Origin of the sequence: Parabacteroides sp. B2-S-102 (genome assembly GCF_023656665.1) — a bacterium.
Taxonomy (GTDB): Bacteria; Bacteroidota; Bacteroidia; order Bacteroidales; family Tannerellaceae; genus Parabacteroides; species Parabacteroides distasonis.
In genome coordinates, this window is the sequence record NZ_JAMOKM010000001.1 from 620,589 (window position 1) to 645,651 (window position 25,063).

Annotated in this window: 17 protein-coding genes and 2 riboswitches; of the genes, 12 read left to right on the forward strand and 5 right to left on the reverse strand. The window is 45.9% G+C overall.

Translation table 11 applies throughout. From position 1 onward, the window contains the following. Nucleotides 1-7: 7 nt before the first annotated feature. The 3 genes from NBH07_RS02665 to aspT form a co-directional block, all read right to left on the reverse strand. Nucleotides 8-2,257 (reverse strand): aconitate hydratase, encoded by a 2,250-nt coding sequence (locus tag NBH07_RS02665; protein WP_009017445.1) that lies wholly within the window; start codon nt 2,255-2,257, stop codon nt 8-10. Between the two features lie 270 nt (nt 2,258-2,527). Continuing rightward, nucleotides 2,528-4,177 carry a bifunctional aspartate transaminase/aspartate 4-decarboxylase gene (locus NBH07_RS02670; RefSeq protein ID WP_009017444.1) on the reverse strand — a complete coding sequence of 550 codons (1,650 nt, stop codon included), beginning with the start codon at nt 4,175-4,177 and terminating at the stop codon, nt 2,528-2,530. Nucleotides 4,178-4,189: 12 nt separating this feature from the next. After that, a complete protein-coding gene (gene aspT / locus NBH07_RS02675) occupies nt 4,190-5,887 on the reverse strand; it encodes an aspartate-alanine antiporter (protein WP_009017443.1) in 1,698 nt (565 codons plus the stop codon). Between the two features lie 85 nt (nt 5,888-5,972). After that, nucleotides 5,973-6,170: riboswitch (cobalamin riboswitch) on the forward strand. Between the two features lie 128 nt (nt 6,171-6,298). On the opposite strand from aspT, the gene NBH07_RS02680 reads away from it, so the two are divergent. From NBH07_RS02680 to thiC, 12 genes are all read left to right on the forward strand, one after another. Continuing rightward, complete coding sequence (locus NBH07_RS02680; protein ID WP_039848656.1) at nt 6,299-7,216, forward strand: sirohydrochlorin cobaltochelatase; 918 nt, start codon at nt 6,299-6,301, stop codon at nt 7,214-7,216. A gap of 147 nt (nt 7,217-7,363) precedes the next feature. Beyond that, nucleotides 7,364-9,745 (forward strand): TonB-dependent receptor, encoded by a 2,382-nt coding sequence (locus NBH07_RS02685; protein WP_156682664.1) that lies wholly within the window; start codon nt 7,364-7,366, stop codon nt 9,743-9,745. A gap of 18 nt (nt 9,746-9,763) precedes the next feature. Then, nucleotides 9,764-11,227 carry a PepSY domain-containing protein gene (locus NBH07_RS02690; protein ID WP_005862323.1) on the forward strand — a complete coding sequence of 488 codons (1,464 nt, stop codon included), beginning with the start codon at nt 9,764-9,766 and terminating at the stop codon, nt 11,225-11,227. Between the two features lie 56 nt (nt 11,228-11,283). Next, a complete protein-coding gene (gene cobJ / locus NBH07_RS02695) occupies nt 11,284-12,696 on the forward strand; it encodes a precorrin-3B C(17)-methyltransferase (protein WP_156682663.1) in 1,413 nt (470 codons plus the stop codon). After that, nucleotides 12,693-13,892 (forward strand): precorrin-6y C5,15-methyltransferase (decarboxylating) subunit CbiE, encoded by a 1,200-nt coding sequence (gene cbiE / locus NBH07_RS02700; protein WP_156682662.1) that lies wholly within the window; start codon nt 12,693-12,695, stop codon nt 13,890-13,892. Before cobJ ends, cbiE begins: the two co-directional genes overlap by 4 nt. Next, on the forward strand, nt 13,889-15,670 hold the full coding sequence (gene cobM / locus NBH07_RS02705; protein WP_154394865.1) for a precorrin-4 C(11)-methyltransferase: 1,782 nt from the start codon (nt 13,889-13,891) through the stop codon (nt 15,668-15,670). The genes cbiE and cobM overlap by 4 nt, the downstream gene beginning before the upstream one ends. Continuing rightward, nucleotides 15,670-17,541 carry a cobalt-precorrin-5B (C(1))-methyltransferase CbiD gene (gene cbiD / locus NBH07_RS02710; RefSeq protein ID WP_009017437.1) on the forward strand — a complete coding sequence of 624 codons (1,872 nt, stop codon included), beginning with the start codon at nt 15,670-15,672 and terminating at the stop codon, nt 17,539-17,541. The genes cobM and cbiD overlap by 1 nt, the downstream gene beginning before the upstream one ends. Before the next feature lie 152 nt (nt 17,542-17,693). After that, nucleotides 17,694-18,923, forward strand: a complete 1,230-nt coding sequence (locus NBH07_RS02715) for a BamA/TamA family outer membrane protein (protein ID WP_005862328.1) — start codon at nt 17,694-17,696, stop codon at nt 18,921-18,923. A 103-nt stretch (nt 18,924-19,026) separates the two neighbouring features. Further along, a riboswitch (TPP riboswitch) is annotated at nt 19,027-19,124 on the forward strand. Next, on the forward strand, nt 19,119-19,967 hold the full coding sequence (thiD, locus tag NBH07_RS02720; RefSeq protein ID WP_009017435.1) for a bifunctional hydroxymethylpyrimidine kinase/phosphomethylpyrimidine kinase: 849 nt from the start codon (nt 19,119-19,121) through the stop codon (nt 19,965-19,967). It overlaps the preceding riboswitch by 6 nt. Then, nucleotides 19,960-20,556, forward strand: coding sequence for a thiamine phosphate synthase (locus NBH07_RS02725; protein WP_156682661.1), 597 nt, complete (start codon nt 19,960-19,962; stop codon nt 20,554-20,556). The genes thiD and NBH07_RS02725 overlap by 8 nt, the downstream gene beginning before the upstream one ends. Continuing rightward, nucleotides 20,547-21,275: a thiamine phosphate synthase gene (locus NBH07_RS02730; RefSeq protein ID WP_130882171.1), complete on the forward strand. Its 729-nt coding sequence runs from the start codon at nt 20,547-20,549 to the stop codon at nt 21,273-21,275. The genes NBH07_RS02725 and NBH07_RS02730 overlap by 10 nt, the downstream gene beginning before the upstream one ends. Nucleotides 21,276-21,286: 11 nt before the next feature. Beyond that, nucleotides 21,287-22,984, forward strand: a complete 1,698-nt coding sequence (thiC, locus tag NBH07_RS02735) for a phosphomethylpyrimidine synthase ThiC (RefSeq protein WP_156682660.1) — start codon at nt 21,287-21,289, stop codon at nt 22,982-22,984. A gap of 40 nt (nt 22,985-23,024) precedes the next feature. On the opposite strand, the gene NBH07_RS02740 is transcribed toward thiC, so the two are convergent. Together NBH07_RS02740 and NBH07_RS02745 are read right to left on the reverse strand one after the other, a co-directional pair. Next, entirely contained in the window at nt 23,025-23,861 is an 837-nt protein-coding gene (locus NBH07_RS02740; RefSeq protein ID WP_005857012.1) for a patatin-like phospholipase family protein, read from the reverse strand. 101 nt (nt 23,862-23,962) lie between these two features. Then, nucleotides 23,963-24,961 carry a 2-hydroxyacid dehydrogenase gene (locus NBH07_RS02745; protein WP_156682659.1) on the reverse strand — a complete coding sequence of 333 codons (999 nt, stop codon included), beginning with the start codon at nt 24,959-24,961 and terminating at the stop codon, nt 23,963-23,965. Nucleotides 24,962-25,063: the final 102 nt, after the last annotated feature.

A 25,063-nucleotide genomic window follows, 5' to 3' on the forward strand; every position in this document is an offset into this window, starting at 1 on the left:
GTTTGTCTTAGTGAGCTGTATTTAAAGCGGAACCCGCCTTGAACCATTTAATTTGTAAATCATTATACGTATGGTTCACCGGGAACGACTCTTGCGTGCCATCCGCATGAAGAAGAACGGCCGTCAACGGTTTGCCCGGCTGGAAATCTTTCAATCCGATGATCGAGATATGGTCATTCTCACGGATCTTGCTGTAATCCTCCTTATCGGCGAAAGTCAATGCTAACATTCCTTGTTTCTTCAAGTTTGTCTCGTGGATACGGGCAAAACTCTTGGCTAGGATCACTTTTACATTTAGGAAGCGAGGCTCCATGGCCGCATGTTCCCGGGAAGAGCCTTCACCGTAGTTTTCTTCCGCTACAACGATCGAGGAAATACCATTTGCCTTGTATTGTTTCGCTACAGCGGAGACCGCCTCGTATTCATTGTTCAGTTGGTTCAATACAGAGTTTGTCTTCCCGTTGAAAGCGTTAACGGCTCCCATCAACATATTATCCGATATATTTTCTAAATGCCCACGGAAACGTAACCATGGACCGGCCATCGAGATATGATCCGTCGTACATTTGCCTTCAGCCTTGATAAGAAGGGGCATATCCGTGAAATCCTCCCCGTTCCAAGGAGCGAAAGGCTTTAATGCCTGTAGGCGGTTGGATTCCGGATCGATGTTCACCACTAAGTTCTTACCCGTAGGTGCCAGATAGCCGTTATCCTTTACCTCGAAACCTTTCGGTGGGAAATCCGTGCCTTTCGGTTCTTTCAGTTTCACAACCTTACCATCCTCTGTCTTCAAGGTATCGGTCAAAGGATTGAAACATAGATCACCTGCGATGGTCAAGGCCAGTGTCAGTTCCGGAGAAGCGACAAAAGCATGTGTATTCGGATTACCGTCCGCACGTTTAGCGAAGTTACGATTGAATGATGTAACGATCGAATTCTTACGGGTATTATCATCCGTATGACGTTTCCATTGTCCGATACAAGGACCACAGGCATTCGCCATAATGGTTGCGCCAATCCGTTCAAAATCACCGATAATACCATCTCTTTCCGCCGTATAACGGATTTGCTCGGAACCCGGGTTGATGATCAAGGGTGCCGCTACCGGTATTTTATACTCATAAGCTTGGCGAGCAATGGATGCCGCACGGCTTAGATCTTGATAAGAAGAGTTGGTACAGGAACCGATTAATCCGACCTCCATCTTTCGGGGATAGCCATTCGCTTTTACTTTTGCGGCAAACTCCGAGATAGGCGTAGCTGCATCCGGCGTGAACGGACCGTTGATATGCGGCTCCAATTCGGAAAGGTTAATAACGATTACACGATCGTAAAACTTATCTGGCTCGGCACGAACGTCCATATCCGCTTCCAGATATTCACCAATAGCTTCGGCCCAGCTCGCTACCTCGTCACGTCCCGTGGCACGAAGATATTGAGCCATTGTATTATCGAATGGGAATAAAGAAGTAGTCGCTCCTACCTCGGCACCCATATTACAGATCGTAGCTTTTCCGGTCGCCGAGATGGAGGCGGTGCCCGGACCGAAATATTCGATGATAGCGTTCGTTCCACCTTTTACGGTTAAGATGCCCGCTAGCTTAAGAATCACGTCCTTCGGCGAGGCCCAACCATTCAAACTACCAGTTAACTTAACACCAATTAGTTTCGGCATCTTCAGTTCCCATTCCATTCCGGTCATGACATCCACGGCATCGGCTCCTCCTACTCCGATAGCGACCATTCCAAGTCCTCCGGCATTCGGGGTATGTGAATCAGTTCCTACCATCATACCGCCGGGAAACGCATAATTTTCCAATACCACTTGATGGATAATGCCTGCTCCGGGTTTCCAAAAACCGATTCCATATTTATCGGAGACCGATTTCAAGAAATCATAGACCTCGCTATTGCTTTTGGTAGCCGTATCGATATCCGTTTTGGCTCCCATATTCGCTTGGATCAAATGGTCGCAATGCACGGTAGCCGGTACTGCGGATTTTTCTTTTCCGGCGTTCATGAATTGTAAAAGCGCCATCTGAGCGGTGGCATCTTGCATAGCCACACGGTCGGGACGGAAATTCACATAATCCTCACCTCTTTTGAAAAGGCGAGTCGAGCTTTCATCGTATAGATGCGCATATAAGATTTTCTCGGCCAAGGTCATTGGGCGACCACCGATACGTTCGCGGGCTGTGTCCACTCTTCTGGGGAAATTCGCATAGAAATTTCTAAGCATGTCAATGTCGTACACCATATTCATATTCGTTTTTTATTGTAAGCCTTTTCGCAAATATATTTATCTATAACCAGCTAAAATGTAATAAATAAGACATCTGCCAATGAGTCTTTGTTTTTATTATCAACAAATATATAATATAATGAAATACAATTTGTTCGATAATTTCTATGAGGTTATAGAGGTTATTTATAATCTCCCGGATAACTTAGAAAAACGGGCTAATCGCACGTTTATTAATAAAACGTACCATTAGCCCGTTTTGTTCAAGCCTTGGAGCTGTTTTTTCTACTTATCGAGACTTTCTTTCCATCTTTGGGCATAACTATGCAAAATAGATGCGATACCCTTTCCGATCCGGACATAATCTTCCCGTTTAAGGTTGGCTAAAGATGCGCGGATAGACCACTCGGGAGCATCAAAACCTCCTCCGTTCAGTAAAACCAAGGAAGTTTCCTGTGCCAGACGGAAAACGACATCCAGAGGTTCGTAATTCTTTTTTAGATATTCCACGAAATCATCCCCATAGAATTTCTTAGCCCAGACAAGCATATCGATCTCGCTATAATATCCCGCACGCAAAGGGTCATCTAATAAGGTGAATCCGGTGCTTTCCCACAATGTGTGTAAACGCTCGTGGATCATATCCTGCATCCTTTTCTTATAGGTATTTTCCGCATCTAATAGAGCGAAAGACGCAAACAGAGACATTTGTGTTTGTTGTGGCAGGGAAAGACCGGCCGTATGATTCAAGGCTACTTGACGGCTATCGGCTACCATACGATCAATAAAGCGGATATCCTCGGGATGTAAGGATAGACTGCTATATCGTTTTTTTAGAAGCTCCTGTTTATCTCTTGGCAATTCACGGATCATCCGGTCGTAAATATTATCTTGATGTAAAGCGATTATCGCCAATCTCCATCCGGTTGCCCCGAAATATTTGGAGAAAGAATAGACACATAACGTATTCTTTGGTAATTCGGCCATCATCGAGCGAAAATGCGGAATAAATGTCGCATACACGTCATCCGTAATAATCATAAGGTTGGGATTGTCGTTCCGTACGATCTCAACGATCCTATTCATCAATGCTTTTGTCAATCCGTATGAAGGCGGGTTGCTCGGGTTTGTTATGAAAGCGGCTTTCACGCTAGGATCTTTTAGGACATCTAAATCCTTTTCTTGATATTGCCACGTGTGATAGCCGTCTTTTGTCATCTTCAAAGCTTTTATCTCTATGACATTAAAAAGATAACGGGCCTGTTCCGGAATCTCTATATAAGGAGTGAATACCGGAGCGAAAAGGACGATCTTGTCTCCCTTATTCAACAAGAAATTCTGCTGCAAGGAATCGAAGATGTAACACATGGCGGCAGTTCCGCCTTCGGCAGCGAAAAGGTCGAATACTCCCTCGGGGGGCCGGTTGTCACATAATTCTTGGTCTAAATAATCCCGCACGAGCATTTCCGTATATTTCAAGATACGATCGGGAACCGGATATTGATCACCAATGACACCTTCCGCCCATTCATATACAAGCTCATTCTCATCTACACCTTTTTCCGTGACCAGATATTCATAGGTACCCTTCAATAAAGTAGCGCCGGGAGATTGCGCATGTTTCTTTAGAAACTGTACGAAGCGAGACGCGATCCTTTTGCGGTTGGGAACCCCTGCGGCTCCGGCCATCTCATCTGCCAATTCGGTTTCCCGCTGGCATTCCTCCAAGGCGAACTGCCCTAATAGGAAGAATGCCTCCCGTGGAACCGTACTGATCCAGTTTGGATTTCCCCTTCCTGCGTTCAGCATGATGTGCGTACTTTTACGAGCGCTCTCATCCGCTAACTCTATCAAGATGTTCTTTAGCTCGAAAGGGCTAATCTCCGACATCTTTTTCTCATATTCTCTCGTGACATGTATTTTCTTCTTGTCCATACATTATATATATTACATGATTAGCACAATAACGACACCCCAGATGATTAATAAAGTATTACCCACCGCATAGGTAACGGTATAGCCTAAGGCTGGAGTCTCACTTCCTACGGCATCTTCCACCGCTCCTAATGCGGCGGTTGTCGTACGTGAACCTGCCGTGCAACCTAAAGTGATAGCCGGGTGGAACTTAAAAACGTAACGTCCCATCAGAATACCGATGATAAGCGGGATAGATGTCGCTAAAGCACCGATAATAAATAAACTTATACCGACTTCCTTCAATCCGGTCACGAAACTGGGACCCGCCGTGATACCGACTACGGCGATAAACATATTCAGTCCCAAATTATTTAATATCCAGACGGAAGGCTCTGGAATACGCCCGAAGGTCGGATGCTTGGAACGAAGCCATCCAAAGACGAGTCCGGCTATCAAAGCGCCGCCACTCGTACTCAGGCTGATCGGGACACCTCCGAAATGAATCGCGAGCGAACCTAAAATTCCCCCTAAGAAAATACCGATACCCACGAAAATCAAATCGGTCTGATTGGTTGGGCGATCGGGATATCCTAAAGTCGTAGCCGCTTTATTTACCTCTGATTTCATACCCACCAATTCCAACATATCACCGGAATCTATCACCGTAGCGGCCAAGACCGGGATATTGATACCCGCACGCCTTATGGACTTGACGCTAACACCGTGCATGAACGATTGATTGCGTAAATAGCAGATCTTTTTCCCCACGTATTCCTTATGGATCACTAGTACGGGTAACGTCTCTGCCGGAAAATCGAGCAATTCAATGTCATTGACCTCATCGCCAATCCAGTTCTCCTCTCCGATCACGAATTCCCGGCGACCGCTTAGGACAACCTCATTTCCGGTATGTAAAACCAAATCCGGTTTAACATCGGTTAGTACATTATTAATACGGACACGCTCCACGAACAAATGCCGTCCTAATTGGTCCAGATATTCCTCCAACTGCTTTACGCTTTTACCCTCCTTGAACCATTCATTACTAATCTTATAGGCCCGGAAAGTTACCGGACGGGCGGCAGGCATAAAGCCCGGTTGCTCGCTCTCGTCGTTATTTCCCATTTTAGCCTCTAGCTCTTTACAGGCTTTTTTCACGTAGTCGAGTCCTCCTAAAAGACGTGGCCCGATATCACTCACCAACCATGCGGATCCTGCCGTACCGAAAATATAAGTTACCGCATAGGCCACGGGCATTACATTTACCATAGCGCTTTTATCCGTATCGCTAATATTCATCTGTCCGATCGTATCTTCGGCAACTCCTAATACTGCCGACATCGTCTGGGAGCCCGCCAATAATCCTGCGGCCTCGCCTGCGTTATATCCCATAAGTTTCGCTAACAAAAAAGGAGCGATCAAACAAAATATACACATGACGGCGGCGAAAAGCATTTGAGGAAGACCTTCCTTTTTCAATCCCCGGAAGAACTGTGGCCCAACACTATATCCTACAGCGAAGAGGAACATCAAGAAAAAGACGGACTTTAACGGTCCGCTTATATCGATTTTTAATTGCCCGATCAATACACCGACCAATAATACGCTGGTAACCGTTCCCAGCGTGAACTTCTTTATCTTAAACTTGCCAATCCAGAAACCGAGAGCTAAGGTTATGAAAATAGCTAGCTCCGGATAATGTTGAAGTAAATTAGTTATCCATTCCATATCTATTTATTTGATGTTAAACAAAAAAGATGCTATTGAAACAGGGATTCTTTGAAAGATGTTGTTACTTTTCGGGATTATTTATATAAATTTGCGACCGCTTAGGTGATAGAGTTTGTCTACCGACAATTCTATAAAAGGGAATCCGGTTAGAATCCGGAACAGTGCCCGCTACTGTGAAGCTCTTGAAAAGGAAAGCGTTCTGCTATGCCACTGTCTTAAGAAAGATGGGAAGGTTGCTTTCCGAGCCAGTCAGGAAACCTGCCAAGCGAAGTAATGATTAATTCCTCCCGGGGTTAGGAGTAATTAAGAGGATAGAAATATCACCTATATCTAAAAGATGTTGGAGACGGAATAATACGTTGTCTCCGTGGGATTGATATGTAATCTAATTATTAATATATTCATATGATGAGGAAACACTTACTATCTTTCTTCCTGCTGGTCATCAGCCTAGTTTGTCGTGCGCACGATGGCGAGAATTTTGTAGCATCCGATTTATTCGCCTCTTTACAACCGGGCGATAAGGCCGCTTTATTGATGGTACATTTTGGAACAACCCATGATGATACCCGTGCCTTGACAATCGACGCGATCAATCAAAAAGCGAAAGAAGCTTTCAAAGATGTTGAGTTGCGTGAGGCATGGACTTCTCGCATTGTAATGCGCCGCTTAAAAGCTCGTGGCGTAGAGAAACTGAACCCGATCGAGGCCTTGGAAAAATTAAAGACTGATGGTTATACACATGTCTTAATCCAATCCACGAATATAATCGAAGGTATCGAGATGGAATCCTTACGTAAGGATGTTGCCACCATGAAATCTTCTTTCAAGGAGATTCGTATCGGTAATCCTTTATTGTATACACCGGAGGATTATGAGGCGGTAATCGCCGCTATCATAAAAAATGGGGCGAAAGAAGGCGCTACTTTATTGGTAGGCCATGGCACTTATACACCGGCGACGGCCCAATATGCTATGTTGGATTATATGTTGAAGGAGAAGGGATTCAAGGATTATTCCGTAGGAACCATCGAGGGCTATCCTACTTTTGATACGATGGTAGCCCAAGTAAAGGCCAATGGAACGAAGAAAGTCTTGTTGATACCATTTATGTTTGTTGCCGGAGACCATGCGAAAAACGATATCGCCGGTGATTGGAAAGAGGAATTGGAAAAGAAAGGCTACGAGGTAAGCGTATTTATGGAAGGTCTGGGACAGAATCCGGATATCCAGAAGATCTTCATCGAACATGCCCGTTTCATGGCTAAACATAAGATGATCGATATCGTTGATAAGAAGAAAGCTTATGCGGTAGAGAAGGACTAAAAAAGTTCACTACACAATGTTTTTTATTCCTTTCGGAAGAAAAAGTAATTCCTTCCGAAAGAAACTAAATTTTCATTCGAAGGAAAATGGAATTTCTTTCGAAAGGGATTTCACATGCATACAATAAACAGTTATAATGCTAAATATATGAAAAGAGTTTTGACAATCTTACCGTTGACAGCCTTATGTCTCAGTACGATGCAGGCACAACACAAGAATGAGTACACGAATTTCGCCGATACGACATTCAATATTCAAGAAGTTGTAGCGACCGCCGCACGCAAGCCACGTCCACAAATCACGAAGTTGGACGTACCTATGAAATATCTTCCTATTTCAATTAATAGCATTACGGCGAGTAGTTTGGAGTTGCGAGGTATCCGTAATATCCAAGATGCGGTACGCTTTATGCCGGGCGTGCGATTCCAGACATCTTATGGCGCATTTCAACAATTGTCGATCCGTGGTTTCGATCATTCTATCATGATGATAGACGGTATCCGCGATGAACGTTCGGCAATAAACAACTCTTATCCCGTACCCGATCTATCCTGTATCGAGTCTATTGAATTATTAAAGGGACCGGCTTCTGTACTTTACGGACATTCAGCCGTAGGTGGAACCTTGAATATCGTTCGTAAATCCCCGTCAGAGAAACAGAGCGTTAACGCCCGATTGGCCTATGGTAGTTACGAGAATAAAGAGGCGACGCTTGGCATGGGCGGTAAATTGGTCGGTCCGGTCAATTATTACGCCAATGTCAACTTTTCCGATCAAGAGGGCTGGCGTGATAATGGCAACCGTCGCTTTTCCGGTTATCTGGCATTGCAAGCTAAAATGACGGAACGTGACCTATTAGATGTTCGTGGAGGTTTTAACCGCGACTTCTATGGAACGGAGATTGGTCTTCCCGATTTAATGGCAAATGATGTATATAATGTGCAAACAGGACAGTTATATCTCCATAAAAATGATATGCTACCGGGACTTGACCGTGAGGCTCGCTACAATAACGAGTCCGACTTTATGAAGAATCACGCTTGGAACATATCAACGCAGTACACACATACTTTTTGGAACGGTGCGAAACTAACAGATCGCCTTTCTTACAATAACGACGATATCAACTATTTTGGGACGGAAGCCCTCGACTATCTCGAAAGTGATGATCCGATCTATGATCATTATTATATGAAAAATGGCCAGAAAAAATATATCTGTTTGGACAGTGTATATCTTTCTTTCCCGCTTCGCTTCTCCCATATAGCCAAGACGGTAGCCAATACGCTCGAGCTAAGCGGTAAATTCAGGACGGGTGAGATAAAGCATACGTATATGGGAGGTTACTCTTTCGTCGCCTTGAATCGTACCAGCTATTCGGGCTATAATTTAGGAGATGATGTTCAGGGTCCCGGCCTTTATTCGCATGTATCCGTTTATGATCCGCATAGCATGGGATATATGACCAGTAAATTCTCGAAAGCAACGGTTACGCATCATTATTCCAACAGCCTTTATCTTCAAGATATGGTTGAGTTCAACGAGCAATGGAAGGTATTAGCCGCTCTACGTTACGACTTTTTCCGTTATATGTCCGCCAGCGCTACAACTCCTACCGGACGACGTGAGTATGAGGAGCATTCAAGCTTCAATATGATAAAGAATAAGGCGTTGACCTATCGTTTCGGAGCGGTCTATCTGCCCCATCCGAATACATCCATTTATGCGTCTTTCGCCTCTTTCTTCAAGCCGATCCGTACGTTCTATCAAGATAACGTCATTTATGTAGGAGGTGATGGAAATCGTTTCGAGCCTGCTCGCAATGAGGAAGTATTTAAGCCGGAGAAAGGATACCAAGCCGAGGTGGGTCTTAAATATCAATTGAACAATATATTAAGCGCCAATGCCAGCTTGTTCTATATCCGGAAGATGAACAGTACGGCTACGTTGACCAACAACTATCAAGTGGAGGTAAACGGCGAGACTACCACGAAGAGCGTAATCGGACAGGTGGGTGTACAAGATTCCAAGGGTTTTGATTTTGATGTCACTCTTTCTCCGGTAAGCACCTTAGCGCTGACGATCGGTTATGGATTGAACGACTCCAAGATCCGGGAGATGAAAGAAATAAAGGATCCGGAATTGATCGAGGCTATCTATGGCAATAACCCGGATGAGACAAAGCAACAATTGAATAGCCAAGAAGGAAACTGGCAGAGCAACGTACCGAACCAGACTTTCTACGCATACGGCAGTTATACCATCCCTCGGGGTGTCTTGAAGAATCTGGAATTTCACTTGAGTAGCAGTTATACCGGTAAAGTATACCGTAATACATCTAACAACTCTTGGTTCGATCCGTATTGGGTAACCGATTTCGGTATGTCTTATTTGTTGAACAACAATATTCACCTTACATTCAACTTGAATAACTTGTTTGACAACAATTATTATAACCAAGCGCTCGGACAACAGATGGTGCCAAGCATGCCTCGTAATTTCCAAGTGGCTATCTCCTATACATTATAATATATAGAACATACGCTCATGAATCTATTGACAAAGATCATGCAATTTATACACAGGATACTGGGCACGGCGCTCAGTATCCTGTTCCTCGTTTGGTTCCTATCGGGATTGGTAATGATCTACCATACGTTCCCGCGAGCGGACCGGGCCGATAAACGGGCGAAGATGGATATTCTCTCTCCGGAGAATCTTCCTTCGTTAGACCAGATAGAGAAACGTTTACCGCAGAACGAGCGGATAAGCCATGTTACCTTAAACAGCTATTTGGGACAAACTGTTTTTCATCTCCGGACGGAGAAAGGGAGCTATGATATTCCTGCCGACTCGACGGAAAGATTACCCGTAATCGACTGGAATCATATCCAACGTGTGGCATCACTATGGAATACCTCTTCCATAGCGAAGGTAGATTCCTTGTACACCTTGGACCAATGGATTCCATTCGGTCGTTTAAAAGAGGAATTTCCGATCTATAAATTCCATTTCGCCGATCCGGAACGACATGAATTATACATATCCTCTAAATCCGGGGAGGTTTTGCAATATACGGATAAAAACAGTCGTTTCTGGGCTTGGCTCGGGGCGATCCCTCATTGGGTCTATTTCACTTCCTTGCGGCAAGACGCTGAATTATGGATAAAGGTAGTTGTCTGGTTATCCGGAATCGGGTGCGTTATGTGTATCGCCGGGATCTATTTAGGAATACGGGATTTCCGGTTAGCGAGGAGACGTCATTTGATTTCCCCTTATAAGAAGTTCTGGTATAAATGGCATCATATTCTTGGGGTGTTATTCGGTTTATTCGTCCTCACCTTCTGCTTTAGTGGTATGATGTCTTTGGCTCGTGTACAGGATTGGGGGTTGAAAGCCAAGCTCGATATAAACCCGGTTCAAGAACTGCGGAAGATGGCTCCTTCCCCACTCGATTATCCGTTGGATTACAGGGCGGTCATACAAGCCTATCCCGGCCAGATCCGTCAATTGGAATGGAGTAGTTTTGGTGATATACCCTTTTACATCGTACAAACAGACACGAAGGATATTGTCGTGAACGCAAATAAGAGTGACGGGATATCTTTATTGAACCTGCGACCGGAAGAAATCCGTTCCGTATTGTCTCAGATACATGGTATCGGGACCACGGCTGATATCAAACTGTTGGATGCTTATGATACGTATTATATCTCACGAAAAAGGAATTTAGAACTCCCGGTCTGGAAAGTATCTATTCAAGACGTGGATAATAGTTGTTATTACATTAATCCCCGTAATGGACAATACCGTTATGTAAATACGCCGTCTCGTTGGAACCATTGGATGTATCCGGCATTGCATAGCTTGAATCTGAAATTCTTGGTAGATCATCCGGTCTTATGGAATATCGTGATGTGGGGAACCATGTTGGGAGGCACGTTCGTTTCCTTATCCGGTGTATGGCTTGCGATAAAATATATCAGGCGAAAAGCGAGAAGAAAGAAGTAAAGCCTGTATATTTGTATTATATTTATTGAGAACATTGTATTATAAAATAGATTTGAATGAATAAAGGCAAGATTATAGTCGCCGGAATCGGCCCCGGTAGCGAGGCCGATATAACGCCTGCGGTTTTGGCCGCTATCCAAAGCTCGGATGTCATCATAGGATATAAATATTATTTCCGTTTTATCACCCACTTGCTTCGTGAGGGAACGGAATGTATAGATACAGGTATGAAACGTGAGCAAGCTCGTGCCGAGCAAGCTTTCGCTTATGCGAACGAGGGAAAGACGGTTTGTGTGATCAGTTCCGGTGACGCCGGCATTTATGGTATGACTCCTCTGATTTATGAGATGAAGAAAGAATCCGGAAGCGAGATCGAGATCGAGTCGTATCCGGGCATCAGCGCTTTCCAGAAAGCTGCGTCCTTGCTTGGCGCTCCTATCGGACATGATTTCTGTGTGATTTCCCTCTCTGACTTGATGACTCCTTGGGAACGGATCGAGAAACGGATTCGTGCGGCGGCCATGGCCGATTTTGTTACGGCGATCTATAATCCGAAAAGCGAGGGACGTTATTGGCAACTCTATCGCTTAAAAGAATTGTTTCTGCAAGAACGCAAGCCGGAGACTCCGGTCGGTTATGTACGTCAGGCCGGACGGGAGGAGCAAGAAGTATTCGTCACTACGCTCGCAGATCTGGACCCCGAGCAGATCGATATGTTTACGGTAGTCTTGATCGGAAACTCACAAACATATCTTTCCGGGAATCATATGATCACTCCCCGGGGATATTATGGCGAGATCAAACAAAAGAAAATGGATACGGGTATCGGACAGGACATCATGATCCGTAGTTTCCGTACGATCGAGAAGGAATTGAAAAACCAAAAGATCCCGTTGGATAAGAAATGGGCGTTACTCCATGCCATTCATACGACGGCCGATTTCGATATGGAAAATATCCTTTATGCCGACCCGGATGCAGTCTCTACATTATATAATAAGATCAGCGGCGGGGAAGTTCCTACGATCATCACCGATGTCACGATGGCTGCTTCCGGCATTCGTAAGGGAGCTCTGCAACGTCTGGGTGTCGAAGTGAAATGCTACCTTCAAGACGAGCGGGTCGCTGAGATGGCTTCGAGCAAAGGAATTACCCGTACCCAAGCCGGTATTCGTCGGGCCGTGGAAGAGCATCCGACCGCTCTGTTTGTCTTCGGGAACGCCCCGACCGCCCTTATGGAATTATGCGATTTAATACGTAAAGGTAAAGCCACTCCAGCTGGCATTATCGCGGCTCCGGTAGGTTTCGTACATGTGCAGGAATCCAAACATATGGTGAAACCTTTTATCGGTATACCGAAACTAATCGTGGAAGGTCGTAAAGGAGGTAGTAATTTAGCGGCTACGCTAGTGAATGCCATCCTTTGTTTTAATGACGCAGAACAATTAAAGCCGGGAAGAGACGTATGAACCGATTTTATGTCATAGGGCTGGATGATAATATGCGGCAATACTTTCCGCCGGAGATATTGGAGATAATCTCGTCCCACCGGGTGTTCTCCGGAGGCGTGCGGCATCATGAGATCGTACGTTCGCTCTTGCCCGAGAAAGCGGACTGGATCGATATAAAAGTCCCGTTGGACGAGGTCTTCGATCGCTATCGTTCGTACGACGGTCGGGAAAGTATCGTTGTATTCGCTTCCGGAGATCCTTTGTTTTTCGGATTCGCCGTTACGATTCAAAACCGATTGCCGGATACGCAAATCCGCCTGTACCCGTCATTTAATTCCTTGCAACTCTTGGCACAAAATCTATTGATGCCTTACCACGATATGCGGATCGTCTCCCTTACCGGACGGCCTTGGCACGAGTTCGATCGTGCCTTGATCGAAAGTGCGTCTAAGATAGGCGTGCTCACGGATCGGGAACATACGCCTACGACTATCGCTCGCCGGATGCTGGAATACGGCTATGATAATTATACCATGTTCGTGGGAGAACGGTTAGGAAATACCGAACGGCAGAGCATCCGCCAATTCAGTATACAAGCCGCGGCAATGAATAATTTCGTTCATCCGAATTGCTTGATCCTAAAGAAAGAGCGTGACGGGCATTCCCGTAAATTCGGCCTGCCGGATTCCGCGTTCGAGCATTTGAACGGACGGGAGAAGATGATAACCAAAATGCCGATCCGTTTGTTATCTTTAAGCATGCTGGATCTGAGAAACCGGGAACGTTTTTGGGATATCGGCTTTTGCACGGGTTCTGTCTCGATAGAGGCTAAATTGCTGTTCCCGCATTTGCATATCACGAGTTTTGAGATCCGGGAAGAGGGACGAAAGTTAATGACTGAGAATTGCTGTCGTTTTGGGACTCCGGGTATCGAGGCTATAATCGGAGATTTCTTATCGGTGGATTTATCAGCGTTGGAGGCTCCGGATGCAATCTTTATCGGCGGACATGGCGGGAAATTAGTGGAGATCCTTATGGTAGTTTCCAAAAAGATGAAAGAGAACGGTGTCATCGTCTTCAACTCCGTATCCGACGAAAGCAAAGCGCTTTTAGAGGAAGCGGTCCGCCAAACCGGTCTTCGGATATCCGCCCAAACCCGTATCACGATTGATGATTTTAATACGATTACCGTGAATGTTATTTATAAATTATGAATACAATATCAATTATTCCAATATCCGATAGCAGCCGGGTGCTTGCTGAGCGAATTCTTGCTTCTTATCCCGAGGCGAAGATCTTACCATTCGGCTCTTTCTCAAAAGAGGTTTTTCACGAATCCAGTAGTTTGGTATTTATTGGAGCGATGGGAATTTGCGTACGCAGTATCGCTCCCTTCGCGGAAGATAAACATACCGATCCGGCCGTGGTTTGTATAGATAGTACCGGCAAATACGTGATTCCTGTTTTATCCGGACATATCGGTGGAGCGAACGATCTTTCCAAAGAGTTAGCGAACCTATTAGGAGCCGAAGCGATTATTACGACACAAAGCGACAACGCAAACCTATGGGCGCTCGATACATTAGGGAAGAAATACGATTGGACCTTGATCGCCAAAGATAGCAATGCCGCCATCTCCACTTTTGTCAATGGAAAACCGACAGCGCTACTCCTTGATATACGAGATAAAGGAACGGATTATTTGGAGCGTACGGTCCCGTCTCATGTCTCTATCTTTTATTCCTTCGAGGCGATACCGCAGCAAGACTATGAGTTATTGATGATCGTCAGTCCCCAACAATACGATACATCCATCCCTACGATCACCTATATACCGAAAGTCCTCCACCTAGGAATGGGTTGCCGCAAGGATATGCAAGGCGATCCTACGGTCGTTTACGAACATATTAAAGATGTATTGTGTAATAAACGCCTATATCCGGAAGCTTTGGCGGATGTAAATACAATCGATTTGAAGAAATGCGAACCGGTGCTGACATTACTGGCTTATGGAGTTATGGAATGCCCTTTCCACACCTATACATCAGAGGATCTGAAAGATATCCCGGTACCCAATCCCTCGGAGAAGGTACTGGAGGTAACCGAATCCCCAAGTGTATCGGAAGCTTCCGCCATTTATGCGGCTCATGGCGGTCCGCTTTTGGTCGAGAAGCAAAAAGCGGATTTAGGGAAAGGAAATGAATATACCTTTGCCGTAGCGTTAGATCGGACGGCCTGCCGTGAGGGACATATCGAGATCGTAGGAGCCGGTCCCGGCGATCCGGACTTGATCTCTATCCGCGGGCGGCAAATGTTGGAGAAAGCTGATTTGATCCTGTATGCTGGAAGCCTCGTCCCGAAAGAACTTACCTTATGCGCAAAGGCAGGCGCTACGGTGCGAAGCTCGGCGGATATGAATCTGGAAGAACAGTTTGCGTTGATGAAAGAGTTTTATGATAAAGGATTGTTTGTCGTTCGTTTGCACACGGGCGATCCTTGCATTTATGGAGCTATTCAAGAGCAAATGAATTACTTTGATCAATACGGGATGGATTATCATATCACTCCGGGTATCTCCTCTTTCCAAGCCGCCGCCGCCGCTCTTTATTCTCAGTTCACGATTCCGGAGAAAGTACAAACGATCATCCTCACTCGTGGCGAAGGACGTACGCCCATGCCTGAGAAAGAGCAACTGCACAAACTGGCTCAAAGCCAAAGTACGATGTGTATTTTCTTAAGCGCCGGTGTCGTAGAGAAGGTCCAAGAGGAATTATCGCGACATTACGCTCCAACCACTCCGGTAGCCGCTTGCTATAAATTGACATGGAAAGACGAGCGGATCTACCGTGGGCAACTGAAAGATCTCGCGAAAATCGTAAAAGAGAATCATCTTACACTGACAACATTACTTGTCGTCGGGGATGCCATCGATAATCGCAAGGGTCTATCCCGCTTATATGCGGATGAATTCAAACATCTTTTCCGTAAGTAATGATACTGATCCTTGGAGGAACGACAGAAGGTCGTGTGGCTGTGCGGGTAGCGGACGAGGCAGCCGCTACCTATTACTATTCTACGAAAGGAACTTTGCAATCCATTGAATGCGCGCATGGAATCCGTTTGACCGGAGCCATGAATGCGGAGGAAATGGAGTGTTTTTGTCGTGACCACGCGATTAAGCTATTGATTGATGCGGCACACCCTTTCGCTCAAGTGTTACACCAAACGATCGAAAAAGTATCGAAATGTTTACAGATTCCGGTGATCCGTTACGAACGTCGGTATCCACCTCGTGATGAGGACTTGATTTGGTGCGATAGTTATGCAGACGCAATTCACCAAATGGAAAACAAAGGTATCCAACGGCTACTTGCCCTCAGTGGCGTGAACACCCTTGCCCCGCTCCGCCCTTATTGGCGATCGCATACCACTTGGTTCCGTATATTGGAGCGGGAGGAATCTTTGTCGTTGGCCGAAAAGCAGGGCTTCCCCCAAGAACGTCTGGTTTTCTATCGAGAAGGTGAGGATGAGTTAAAGTTGTTGGAGCAACTCCATCCGGATGCGATCTTGACAAAGGAAAGTGGTTTCTCCGGCTATTTTACGGATAAAGTGAACGCTGCCCGCCAATTCGGAATACCAGTATTTGTCGTGAAGCGTCCCGCATTACCGGAAACTTTCTACCGAGTGTATGGTGAAGACGGATTGCGTAAACAAATTGAACGCCTATTACCAGAATTCTTTCCCTTGAAAAGCGGATATACGACCGGAGCTTGTGCTACCGCCGCCGCAAAAGCTGCTTTATTGGCCTTATTATCACGGAAGGAACAAACAGAAAGCCAGATAACATTACCCTCGGGAGAACAGATAACGTTGCCGGTAGCCTATACCGAATGGGCCGGGTGTTCCTCCGCCACCTGTACCGTGATCAAGGAGTCTGGGGATGATCCGGACGTGACGAATCATAGCCGGATCCGGGTTACTGTTCAATTATCTCCCGATGCATCCGGTTGTGCCACGGTAATGGCACAAGAAGAACATTGTCAAGAAACAGAAAGCGACGATACGGGAAGAGTCATCTTCCAAGCAGGTGAAGGAGTCGGAACCGTGACCCTTCCGGGACTCGGCTTGAAAGTCGGTGGCCCGGCTATAAACGCCACGCCCCGTAAGATGATCCGGCAAGAGCTGATTCCACTCCTGCCCTCACCCGATTCCGTCGCTATTGTCACGGTCTCGGTTCCCGGTGGCGAGGAGTTGGCGAAACGTACCTTCAATCCGAAACTTGGAATTATCGGGGGAATCTCTATTATCGGGACATCCGGAATCGTGCGTCCTTTCTCATCGGACGCTTTTATCGCCTCGATACGGAAAGAAGCCAGTGTCGCCAAAGCGATAGGTTGCGAGACGTTGGTTATTAATTCCGGGGCGAAGAGTGAACGCTACCTTCGGAGCTTATACGCTTCTTTGCCTCCACAATCATTCGTCCATTACGGGAATTTTATCGGAGAGACGCTAAAGATCGCTGCCGATTTAGGTTTCAAGCAGGTTATCTTAGGCATCATGATCGGCAAGGCGGTGAAACTTGCGGAAGGTTTCCTGGATACACACAGCAAAAAAGTCGTCATGAACAAAGGCTTCCTTCAAGATGTAGCGAAAGAAGCGAAATGCGAGGAGGCGACCGTAGATGCAATCAATCGGATTACGTTGGCCCGTGAATTATGGGAGCTTCTTACGGAAAAAGATCAAAATCGTTTCTTCCCATTACTTTTACAAAAATGTAAATCGTATTGCGCTCCTATCCTTCCCGACGGCGAACTAACCTTGCTGTTAATATCCGAAGAGGGCAAGGTCTTATACCAATCTTAGCTTTAGAGACGCAGCACGCACGCTACGTCTCTACACCCCCCAGACTGTAATAGCATTTCTTTTTAGCTGTTTATTCTTTTTTATTAGGGATTCTTTAAGAATACATATTAGGAGGATTTCGTACTTTTGCCCTCTAAATATTGATTAAAATAATGTTTAGATATCTTTTAATTTATATGGCCTGCCTTCTATTCGCCTTTTCCGTAAAGGCGCAAGGTATTTCCAATGACACGATTCCGAAAGAAGTGCTGATGCTGGACGGTAAGCCTATGACCGAAAAGCAAATACAACGTTATCATAAACAATTACATAAAGACTCCATACGGGCCAACAAAAGGATCTGGTGGTCTATCCTTGGCGGACCGTCTTACACGCCGGAAGCCTCCTTTGGCGTAGGTGGCGCGGTTTTGGCTAGCTTTCGCTTAAACAAGAATGATACGATATCCCAACGATCGTTTATCCCTGCGGGATTTAACATCACCTTAAACGGGACGTTCGTTTTTGCCGGTGCTGGTACCTTATTCTTCAACGAGAATCGCTTCCGTATTTATATCAGTTACGGTTATCGGAACGAACCTTCGCATTATTTCGGGAAAGGCTATGAGACGATCGAGCAAATCGAGAAGAGCGACTCGACAACGAAATTCCATAAGAGTTCTTTCCAACTATATCCCCGTTTCGTATGGGAAGTTAGGCCTCATTTATATACGGGTCCTCTTTTTGATATTAATTTCAGCAAATCAGATGATATCAACCCGGTGATGGCCGAAGATCCTTATTTCAATAAGTTCAAACGAGATTATGTCAATATCGGTGTCGGCGGCTTGATTCAATACGATACACGAAATGATGTGGCGACCCCAAGTTCCGGTATGTTACTAAGCGCGATCGCCAAGGTGTACGGAAAGTATTTAGGCGGTGCATATAATTATGAGATGTTCGAACTGGAATACCGCCAATTCCAGCAAGTATTTCGTCCTCGTAGCACCTTGGCATGGATCGCCAAGACACAAATCGGTGTGGGGAACGTTCCTTTTACGGAGCTTCCTTCATTTGGTTCCCCTTTCGATCTTCGCGGATATTATTGGGGGAAGTACCGTGACAAGACCATGGCGTATGGGATTCTGGAGTATCGTCATATGTTCGGCAGCGTGGAGAAATATAAGAGCGGTAATTTCTGGGCGAAGTGTGGTTTTGTAGGTTGGGTTGGCACGGGTACGATCGGAAACGCTCCTATCGTAGACTGGAATAAGTGGAAATTCAACTACGGCGTAGGCCTACGTATCCAAATGCAACCCGGCAAGAACTTCCGCCTAGACGTAGGCAAAGACCCGAACCAAAAAGGAATGGCGGTTTATATGAATATGACGGAAGCCTTCTAAAACCAGAAGGCTCCCGTCTACGATCTATGGAAGTATAACCTTGCGTTAAAATTATCGTTTAAAAGCCGGAAATATCTTAATATCGATTTTTTTCACTAAGTTTGCGTCATCGAAGGGGTGCCATACTATATGGGCTGAGATCATACCCTTACTACTTGATGCGGGTAATGCCGCCGTAAGAAAAACGAATGTTAAATGGATAAAAATGAAACGTACCGTTATCCGGTAGCTTTAACGATCGCTGGCTCTGATAGTGGCGGTGGTGCCGGAATACAAGCGGATATTAAGACTTTTTCCTCGCTGGGTGTTTTTGGAGCCTCGGCGATAACGGCTATAACCGCTCAAAACACACAGGGGGTGCGAGGGATCCAAGCGATCTCTCCCGAGATTTTGAGAGGACAAATCGAAGCTATTCTTGAGGACTTCATCGTAGATGCCATAAAAATAGGGATGCTACATAACAAGGATGCCGTAAAGGTTGTATCTGAGACTTTACCTTCCTTCCGACGAACTTCTATCATTTTAGATCCGGTGATGATATCCACGAGCGGAAGTAAATTATTGGAGGATGACGCCATCCGAACCATCATGGATGAGTTGTTCCCTAAAGCGACACTGCTTACTCCGAATATTCCCGAGACGGAATATCTTTCCGGTATAAAAATCAATAACGAGGCGGATATCTTATGTGCCGCCCGGAAATTGCAGGAAAAAGGATGTAACGCTATATTGATCAAAGGGGGGCATATTCCCGGAGTAGAAACGGTGGATCGGTTATTTATCAATGAGAATAATCCGATTTGTCTGGCCTCGCCAACAGTGGAGACCTTCAATACCCATGGAACGGGCTGTACGCTATCGTCCGCCATCGCCGCTTATATGGCACTCGGCCATTCATTGGTGGAAGCCGTACGATTAGCCAAGGAATATATGAATAACGCGCTCGTTCACGGGGCAAATGTATGCATGGGAAAAGGGCACGGACCTGTAAACCACTTCTTCTCACCCTCTGCCCTTCATAAAATCCGATGGAATCATGAATAAGCTGGTCGTAATTACTACACCTTATTTTTTCGCGGATGAAGCTTCTTTGATCGAACTTCTATTCGCGGAAGGAATGTCTCGTTTACATCTACGTAAACCGGATTGTAAACGTGATGAATTGGAGGGCTTATTGGATAAGATCTCTCCGGCTTATTACGACAGGATCGTTCTTCATGATTGGTTTACCTTGGCAGAAGAAAGGGCTTTAGGAGGAATCCATTTGAACAAGAGGAACCCGGAAGCTCCACCTTTATATAAAGGTAGTATAAGTCGTTCTTGCCATAGTCTGGAAGAGATTATCGAGTATAAACCGGTATGCGACTATGTGTTCCTTAGCCCGATCTTTCAGAGTATATCCAAAGAAAGATATGGTAGCGGATTCTCCTTAGATGGATTGCGAAACGCAAAGGGCATCATCGATGATAAGGTGATCGCCTTGGGAGGAATCTGCTCACAAACAATAACGAAATTAAGAGATATCCCCTTCGGCGGTGTCGCCGTTCTCGGGGCCCTTTGGGGAAACGATCCCTCCCTTCTTGTTGCGGATCAACTCATAAAACAATTCAAACGATTACAAGTATGGCCTTAAATTATTATTTCGGATATGATGAGAATGGAAGAGTCGGTCGGAGAACAACCGGATTACGCCCTCCTTTTGGTGGGAGTAACCGCTTGATGTTTATAACGCATCGTACACCTAAATATACGGAATGCGACGAGGTACGCATGGCAATCCAAGGAGGATGTTCGTGGATACAATTGCGTATGAAAGACGGGATCTATGAGGATACCGTACGTAAATGTGCCACTATCTGCGCGGACGAATGTGAGCGAATCGTGGATTTCTGCGTAAACGATGATCTGGAGGCTGCCGTGACATGTGGCGCTACGGCTTGTCATCTGGGTAAGAATGATATGCCCTTGGATATCGCTTGGGAAGTACTGAGAGACAAGTTAGATTCCAATGCCATCTTCTATATCGGGGCTACGGCTAACACGTTCGAGGATATCCGGCTGGCCGTAGAACGAGGCGCCTCGTATATCGGACTAGGGCCGTATCGCTTTACGGGTACCAAGAAGAATTTGAGTCCCATCTTAGGTCTGGAAGGTTATCGTAAAATTATCGCTCAATGCAAGGAGGCTGGCATTGATATTCCTATCTTTGCGATAGGTGGTATTACGTTGGAAGACGTAGGCCCTTTGATGGAGACGGGTATAACCGGAATCGCTGTTTCGGGCGCGATTATCAATGCCCCCGATCCCGTGGAGGAAACCCGCCGGTTTATAGAGGAAATCAATAAGTACTAAACTAAATACATATGGCTACTAAAAAGAATATGCGTATTTCCTATCCGTCCTCGGAAAAGATTTATGTCCCGGGCGAGATCAATAAGATCAAGGTAGGTATGCGTAAGATTAAGTTGTTGGACACGGTAACCTTGGATGAGCATGGAGAGCGAACCTTCAAGAAGAACAATCCGGTAATCGTTTACGATACGAGCGGCCCGTATTCCGACCCCAAGATATCGATTGATATCGCTAAAGGACTTCCTCGTATACGTGAGGAGTGGTACGGTAAGCGTAAGGATATGGTTCAATTGCCGGAATTGACTTCCGCTTATGGTCGTGAGCGATTGGCGAACGCGAGTCTGGATTCTCTCCGTTTTCCCAAGCGACACTTGCCTTTCCGGGCTAAAGAGGGTAAGAATATCACCCAGATGTATTATGCGAAGAAGCGTATTATCACTCCGGAAATGGAGTACGTGGCGATTCGTGAGAACCAGCAAATCGAGGCTTTGGGACTGAAGTCTTATATCACGCCGGAGTTCGTCCGCAAGGAAATCGCCGCCGGTCGCGCGATCATCCCGGCGAATATCAATCACCCGGAAGCCGAGCCGATGATTATCGGTAAGAAGTTCTTGGTAAAGATCAATACCAATATCGGTAACTCCGCTCTTTCCTCCGGTATCGACGAGGAGATCGAGAAGGCGATATGGAGTTGTAAATGGGGCGGAGACACGTTGATGGATCTCTCTACCGGCGATAATATCCATGAGACGCGCGAGTGGATTATTCGTAACTGCCCGGTTCCGATGGGTACGGTTCCTATTTATCAAGCCTTGGAGAAGGTGAATGGTAAGGTAGAGGACCTTTCTTGGGAGATCTATCGGGATACGTTGATCGAGCAGGCGGAACAGGGCGTGGATTATTTCACGATCCACGCGGGTTTGTTGCGTAAACATGTGGAGCTGACGGCGACTCGCCTGACGGGGATTGTCTCCAGAGGCGGATCGATCATGGCCAAATGGATGCAGCTTCATGACGAGGAAAACTTCCTGTACACACATTTCGCCGAAATCTGCGAGATACTAAAGGCATATGACGTGGCGGTCTCTATCGGAGACGGGCTTCGTCCCGGTTCTATCTATGACGCGAACGACGCGGCACAATTCGCCGAGCTTCACACGATGGGAGAACTGACGAAAATAGCTTGGGAGCAGTTCGTACAAGTGATTATCGAAGGCCCGGGCCATGTTCCCATGAATAAGATTCATGAGAATATGAAGGAACAACAGTATGCCTGCCATGGAGCGCCGTTCTATACGCTGGGTCCGTTGACGACCGATATCGCTCCCGGATACGATCATATCACGTCGGCTATCGGTGGCGCGCAAATCGCTTGGCATGGGACGGCTATGATCTGCTATGTTACGCCGAAGGAACATTTGGGATTGCCGAATAAGGAAGACGTGCGTAATGGGGTGGTCGCTTATAAGATAGCGGCGCATGCCGCTGACTTGGCGAAAGGGCATCCCGGCGCTCAAGTACGTGATAACGCGTTGAGCAAGGCCCGTTTTGATTTCCGCTGGAAAGACCAGTTCAATTTGTCCTTGGACCCGGAAAGGGCTTTACAGTATTATAAGGAGAGTGCTGTTACGGATGGAGAGTACTGTACGATGTGCGGTCCTAATTTCTGCGCTATGCGGTTAAGTAAGGATTTGCAAGGTTGTAAATAAAATACTGTTTTGAGGGGATGAGACGGGGCATGCCCCGTCTCTACAATTGAGTGATTTGTTTTCCGCATTCGTAGCCTTCCTCATATAGTTCTTCCAGTTTCTTTGTGTCGCTTCCGGTACGGCCGACTTTAATCGGGCTTTGCGGACGGATGACGAAGGCTTTTCCTTCGGCCTCCAGTTGGTCTATGTAATCCAAGACCTCGTTGTACCGCCGGTATCGTAGTCGCAACTGTTCCCGGATCGCCGGGTATTTGTTATAAATAAAGCCGGGAAGGTAAAAATCTTTCTCTTCTTTCCGATAGCCTTTGTTACGGGTAAGGATGATGACGTTCTTGGAGAAGCCGTCGGCGATAGCCCGTCGGATAGGGATGGCATCGCATACGCCTCCGTCGACCATCGGTATCCCGTCTACATACGTAATTGGACAGAGGATCGGTAAGGTGCAAGATGCTTTACAGATATCCACCAAACGTTTCTTATCTTTCTTCTCCTCGAAATATTCCGCTTTACCCGTCAAGCAATTGCTCGTGACCATAACGAACCGATCCTTGGACTTGAAATAGGTATCGTAATCCAACGGATAATACAAATCCGGATAGACATAAAACAAGAAATTCAGATCGATATATCCCCTTCCCCGTAAGAAATGACGAAGACCTATGTAATTATATTTCTTCAATAGGTCGATATTGCTAAAACGAGAGCGTCCCCGCTGGCGGGAAGCATACGAGATTCCGTTACTCGCGCCCGCCGATACTCCGATCGTATAAGGAAACCAAATATCATGATCCATAAAATAATCCAATACTCCCACCGTAAATATGGCACGCATTCCGCCACCTTCCAACACCAAACCTGTCTGACTATCTATTTCCATATATATACCTCTGAATTAAAAAAGCCATTGCTGGGTTCCCACCAAGCAATGGCCACAAAAATATAATAAATCAGCGATAAATAATAGTTCCTTTTTAGAATTTACTTGGTCACTTCGTTCACTAAGGGACAGCCTTCCTCGAAATCCTTGATGTTCCGCAAGGTAGTATCGGCGATATTATGCAGAGCCTCTTTCGTGAAAAACGCCTGATGGGAAGTAACGATCACATTGTTGAACGAGAGCAGACGGGCCAAGACATCATCATCGATAATCTTATCCGATTTATCCTCGTAGAAATAGTCTCCCTCCTCCTCGTAGACATCCAATCCAGCGGCAGATACTTTCTTGGTCTTCAATCCCTCGATCAAGGCGTTGGTATGGATCAGTAACCCGCGTCCCGTATTGATAATCATTACGCCGTCTTTCATCTTGGCGATCGAATCGTCGTTGATCAGATAACGGGTCTGGTCGGTCAACGGGCAATGCAAGGAAATGATATCGGACTCTTTGTATAACTCGTCTAAAGAGACATAGGTGATCCCTTCCTCCTTGGCGAATTTCTCATCTGGATACAGGTCGTTTGCCAATACACGCATCCCCAATCCTTTTAAGATATGAATCAATATCTTGGCGATCTTTCCGGTACCGATAATACCGGCGGTCTTGCCATGCATATCAAATCCCATCAAGCCATTCAAGGAGAAGTTGCCATCTCTCGTACGCCAGTATGCCCGGTGTATCTTACGGTTTAACGATAACATCAAGGCCAACGTATATTCAGCGACCGCATAGGGTGAGTAGGCCGGTACGCGTACGACCGGTAATTTCCCTCTGGCGGCATTCAAATCCACATTATTAAAACCGGCGCAACGAAGCGCCAACAGTTTCACGCCATTGGCAACCAAAGCGTCTATTACGGCGGCATCAGCCGTGTCGTTCACGAAAATACATACAGCGTCTACCCCTTGGGTTAAGACGACATTATTGATATTCAAATGTCCTTTATAGTAACGAATATCGAACTCATACCGCTCATTGATCTTATCGAAAGAAGCGATGTCGTAGGGTTTAGCACCAAAAAGCGCGATCTTATATGCCATATAACTTTAGTTTTTTAATATAACTAAATTAAGCCCTTGATTGTTTATCGAAAAAGAAATCCATTCGTTTAATTATAGTACTTTTGTCCGCTGGGTAACAAT

Bases quoted from the DNA above. Each gene is read 5' to 3' on its own strand.
- NBH07_RS02665 (WP_009017445.1), bottom strand. From the start codon at position 2,257: ATGGTGTACGACATTGACATGCTTAGAAATTTCTATGCGAATTTCCCC.
- NBH07_RS02670 (WP_009017444.1), bottom strand. From the start codon at position 4,177: ATGGACAAGAAGAAAATACATGTCACGAGAGAATATGAGAAAAAGATG.
- aspT (WP_009017443.1), bottom strand. From the start codon at position 5,887: ATGGAATGGATAACTAATTTACTTCAACATTATCCGGAGCTAGCTATT.
- NBH07_RS02680 (WP_039848656.1), top strand. From the start codon at position 6,299: ATGAGGAAACACTTACTATCTTTCTTCCTGCTGGTCATCAGCCTAGTT.
- NBH07_RS02685 (WP_156682664.1), top strand. From the start codon at position 7,364: ATGAAAAGAGTTTTGACAATCTTACCGTTGACAGCCTTATGTCTCAGT.
- NBH07_RS02690 (WP_005862323.1), top strand. From the start codon at position 9,764: ATGAATCTATTGACAAAGATCATGCAATTTATACACAGGATACTGGGC.
- cobJ (WP_156682663.1), top strand. From the start codon at position 11,284: ATGAATAAAGGCAAGATTATAGTCGCCGGAATCGGCCCCGGTAGCGAG.
- cbiE (WP_156682662.1), top strand. From the start codon at position 12,693: ATGAACCGATTTTATGTCATAGGGCTGGATGATAATATGCGGCAATAC.
- cobM (WP_154394865.1), top strand. From the start codon at position 13,889: ATGAATACAATATCAATTATTCCAATATCCGATAGCAGCCGGGTGCTT.
- cbiD (WP_009017437.1), top strand. From the start codon at position 15,670: ATGATACTGATCCTTGGAGGAACGACAGAAGGTCGTGTGGCTGTGCGG.
- NBH07_RS02715 (WP_005862328.1), top strand. From the start codon at position 17,694: ATGTTTAGATATCTTTTAATTTATATGGCCTGCCTTCTATTCGCCTTT.
- thiD (WP_009017435.1), top strand. From the start codon at position 19,119: ATGGATAAAAATGAAACGTACCGTTATCCGGTAGCTTTAACGATCGCT.
- NBH07_RS02725 (WP_156682661.1), top strand. From the start codon at position 19,960: ATGAATAAGCTGGTCGTAATTACTACACCTTATTTTTTCGCGGATGAA.
- NBH07_RS02730 (WP_130882171.1), top strand. From the start codon at position 20,547: ATGGCCTTAAATTATTATTTCGGATATGATGAGAATGGAAGAGTCGGT.
- thiC (WP_156682660.1), top strand. From the start codon at position 21,287: ATGGCTACTAAAAAGAATATGCGTATTTCCTATCCGTCCTCGGAAAAG.
- NBH07_RS02740 (WP_005857012.1), bottom strand. From the start codon at position 23,861: ATGGAAATAGATAGTCAGACAGGTTTGGTGTTGGAAGGTGGCGGAATG.
- NBH07_RS02745 (WP_156682659.1), bottom strand. From the start codon at position 24,961: ATGGCATATAAGATCGCGCTTTTTGGTGCTAAACCCTACGACATCGCT.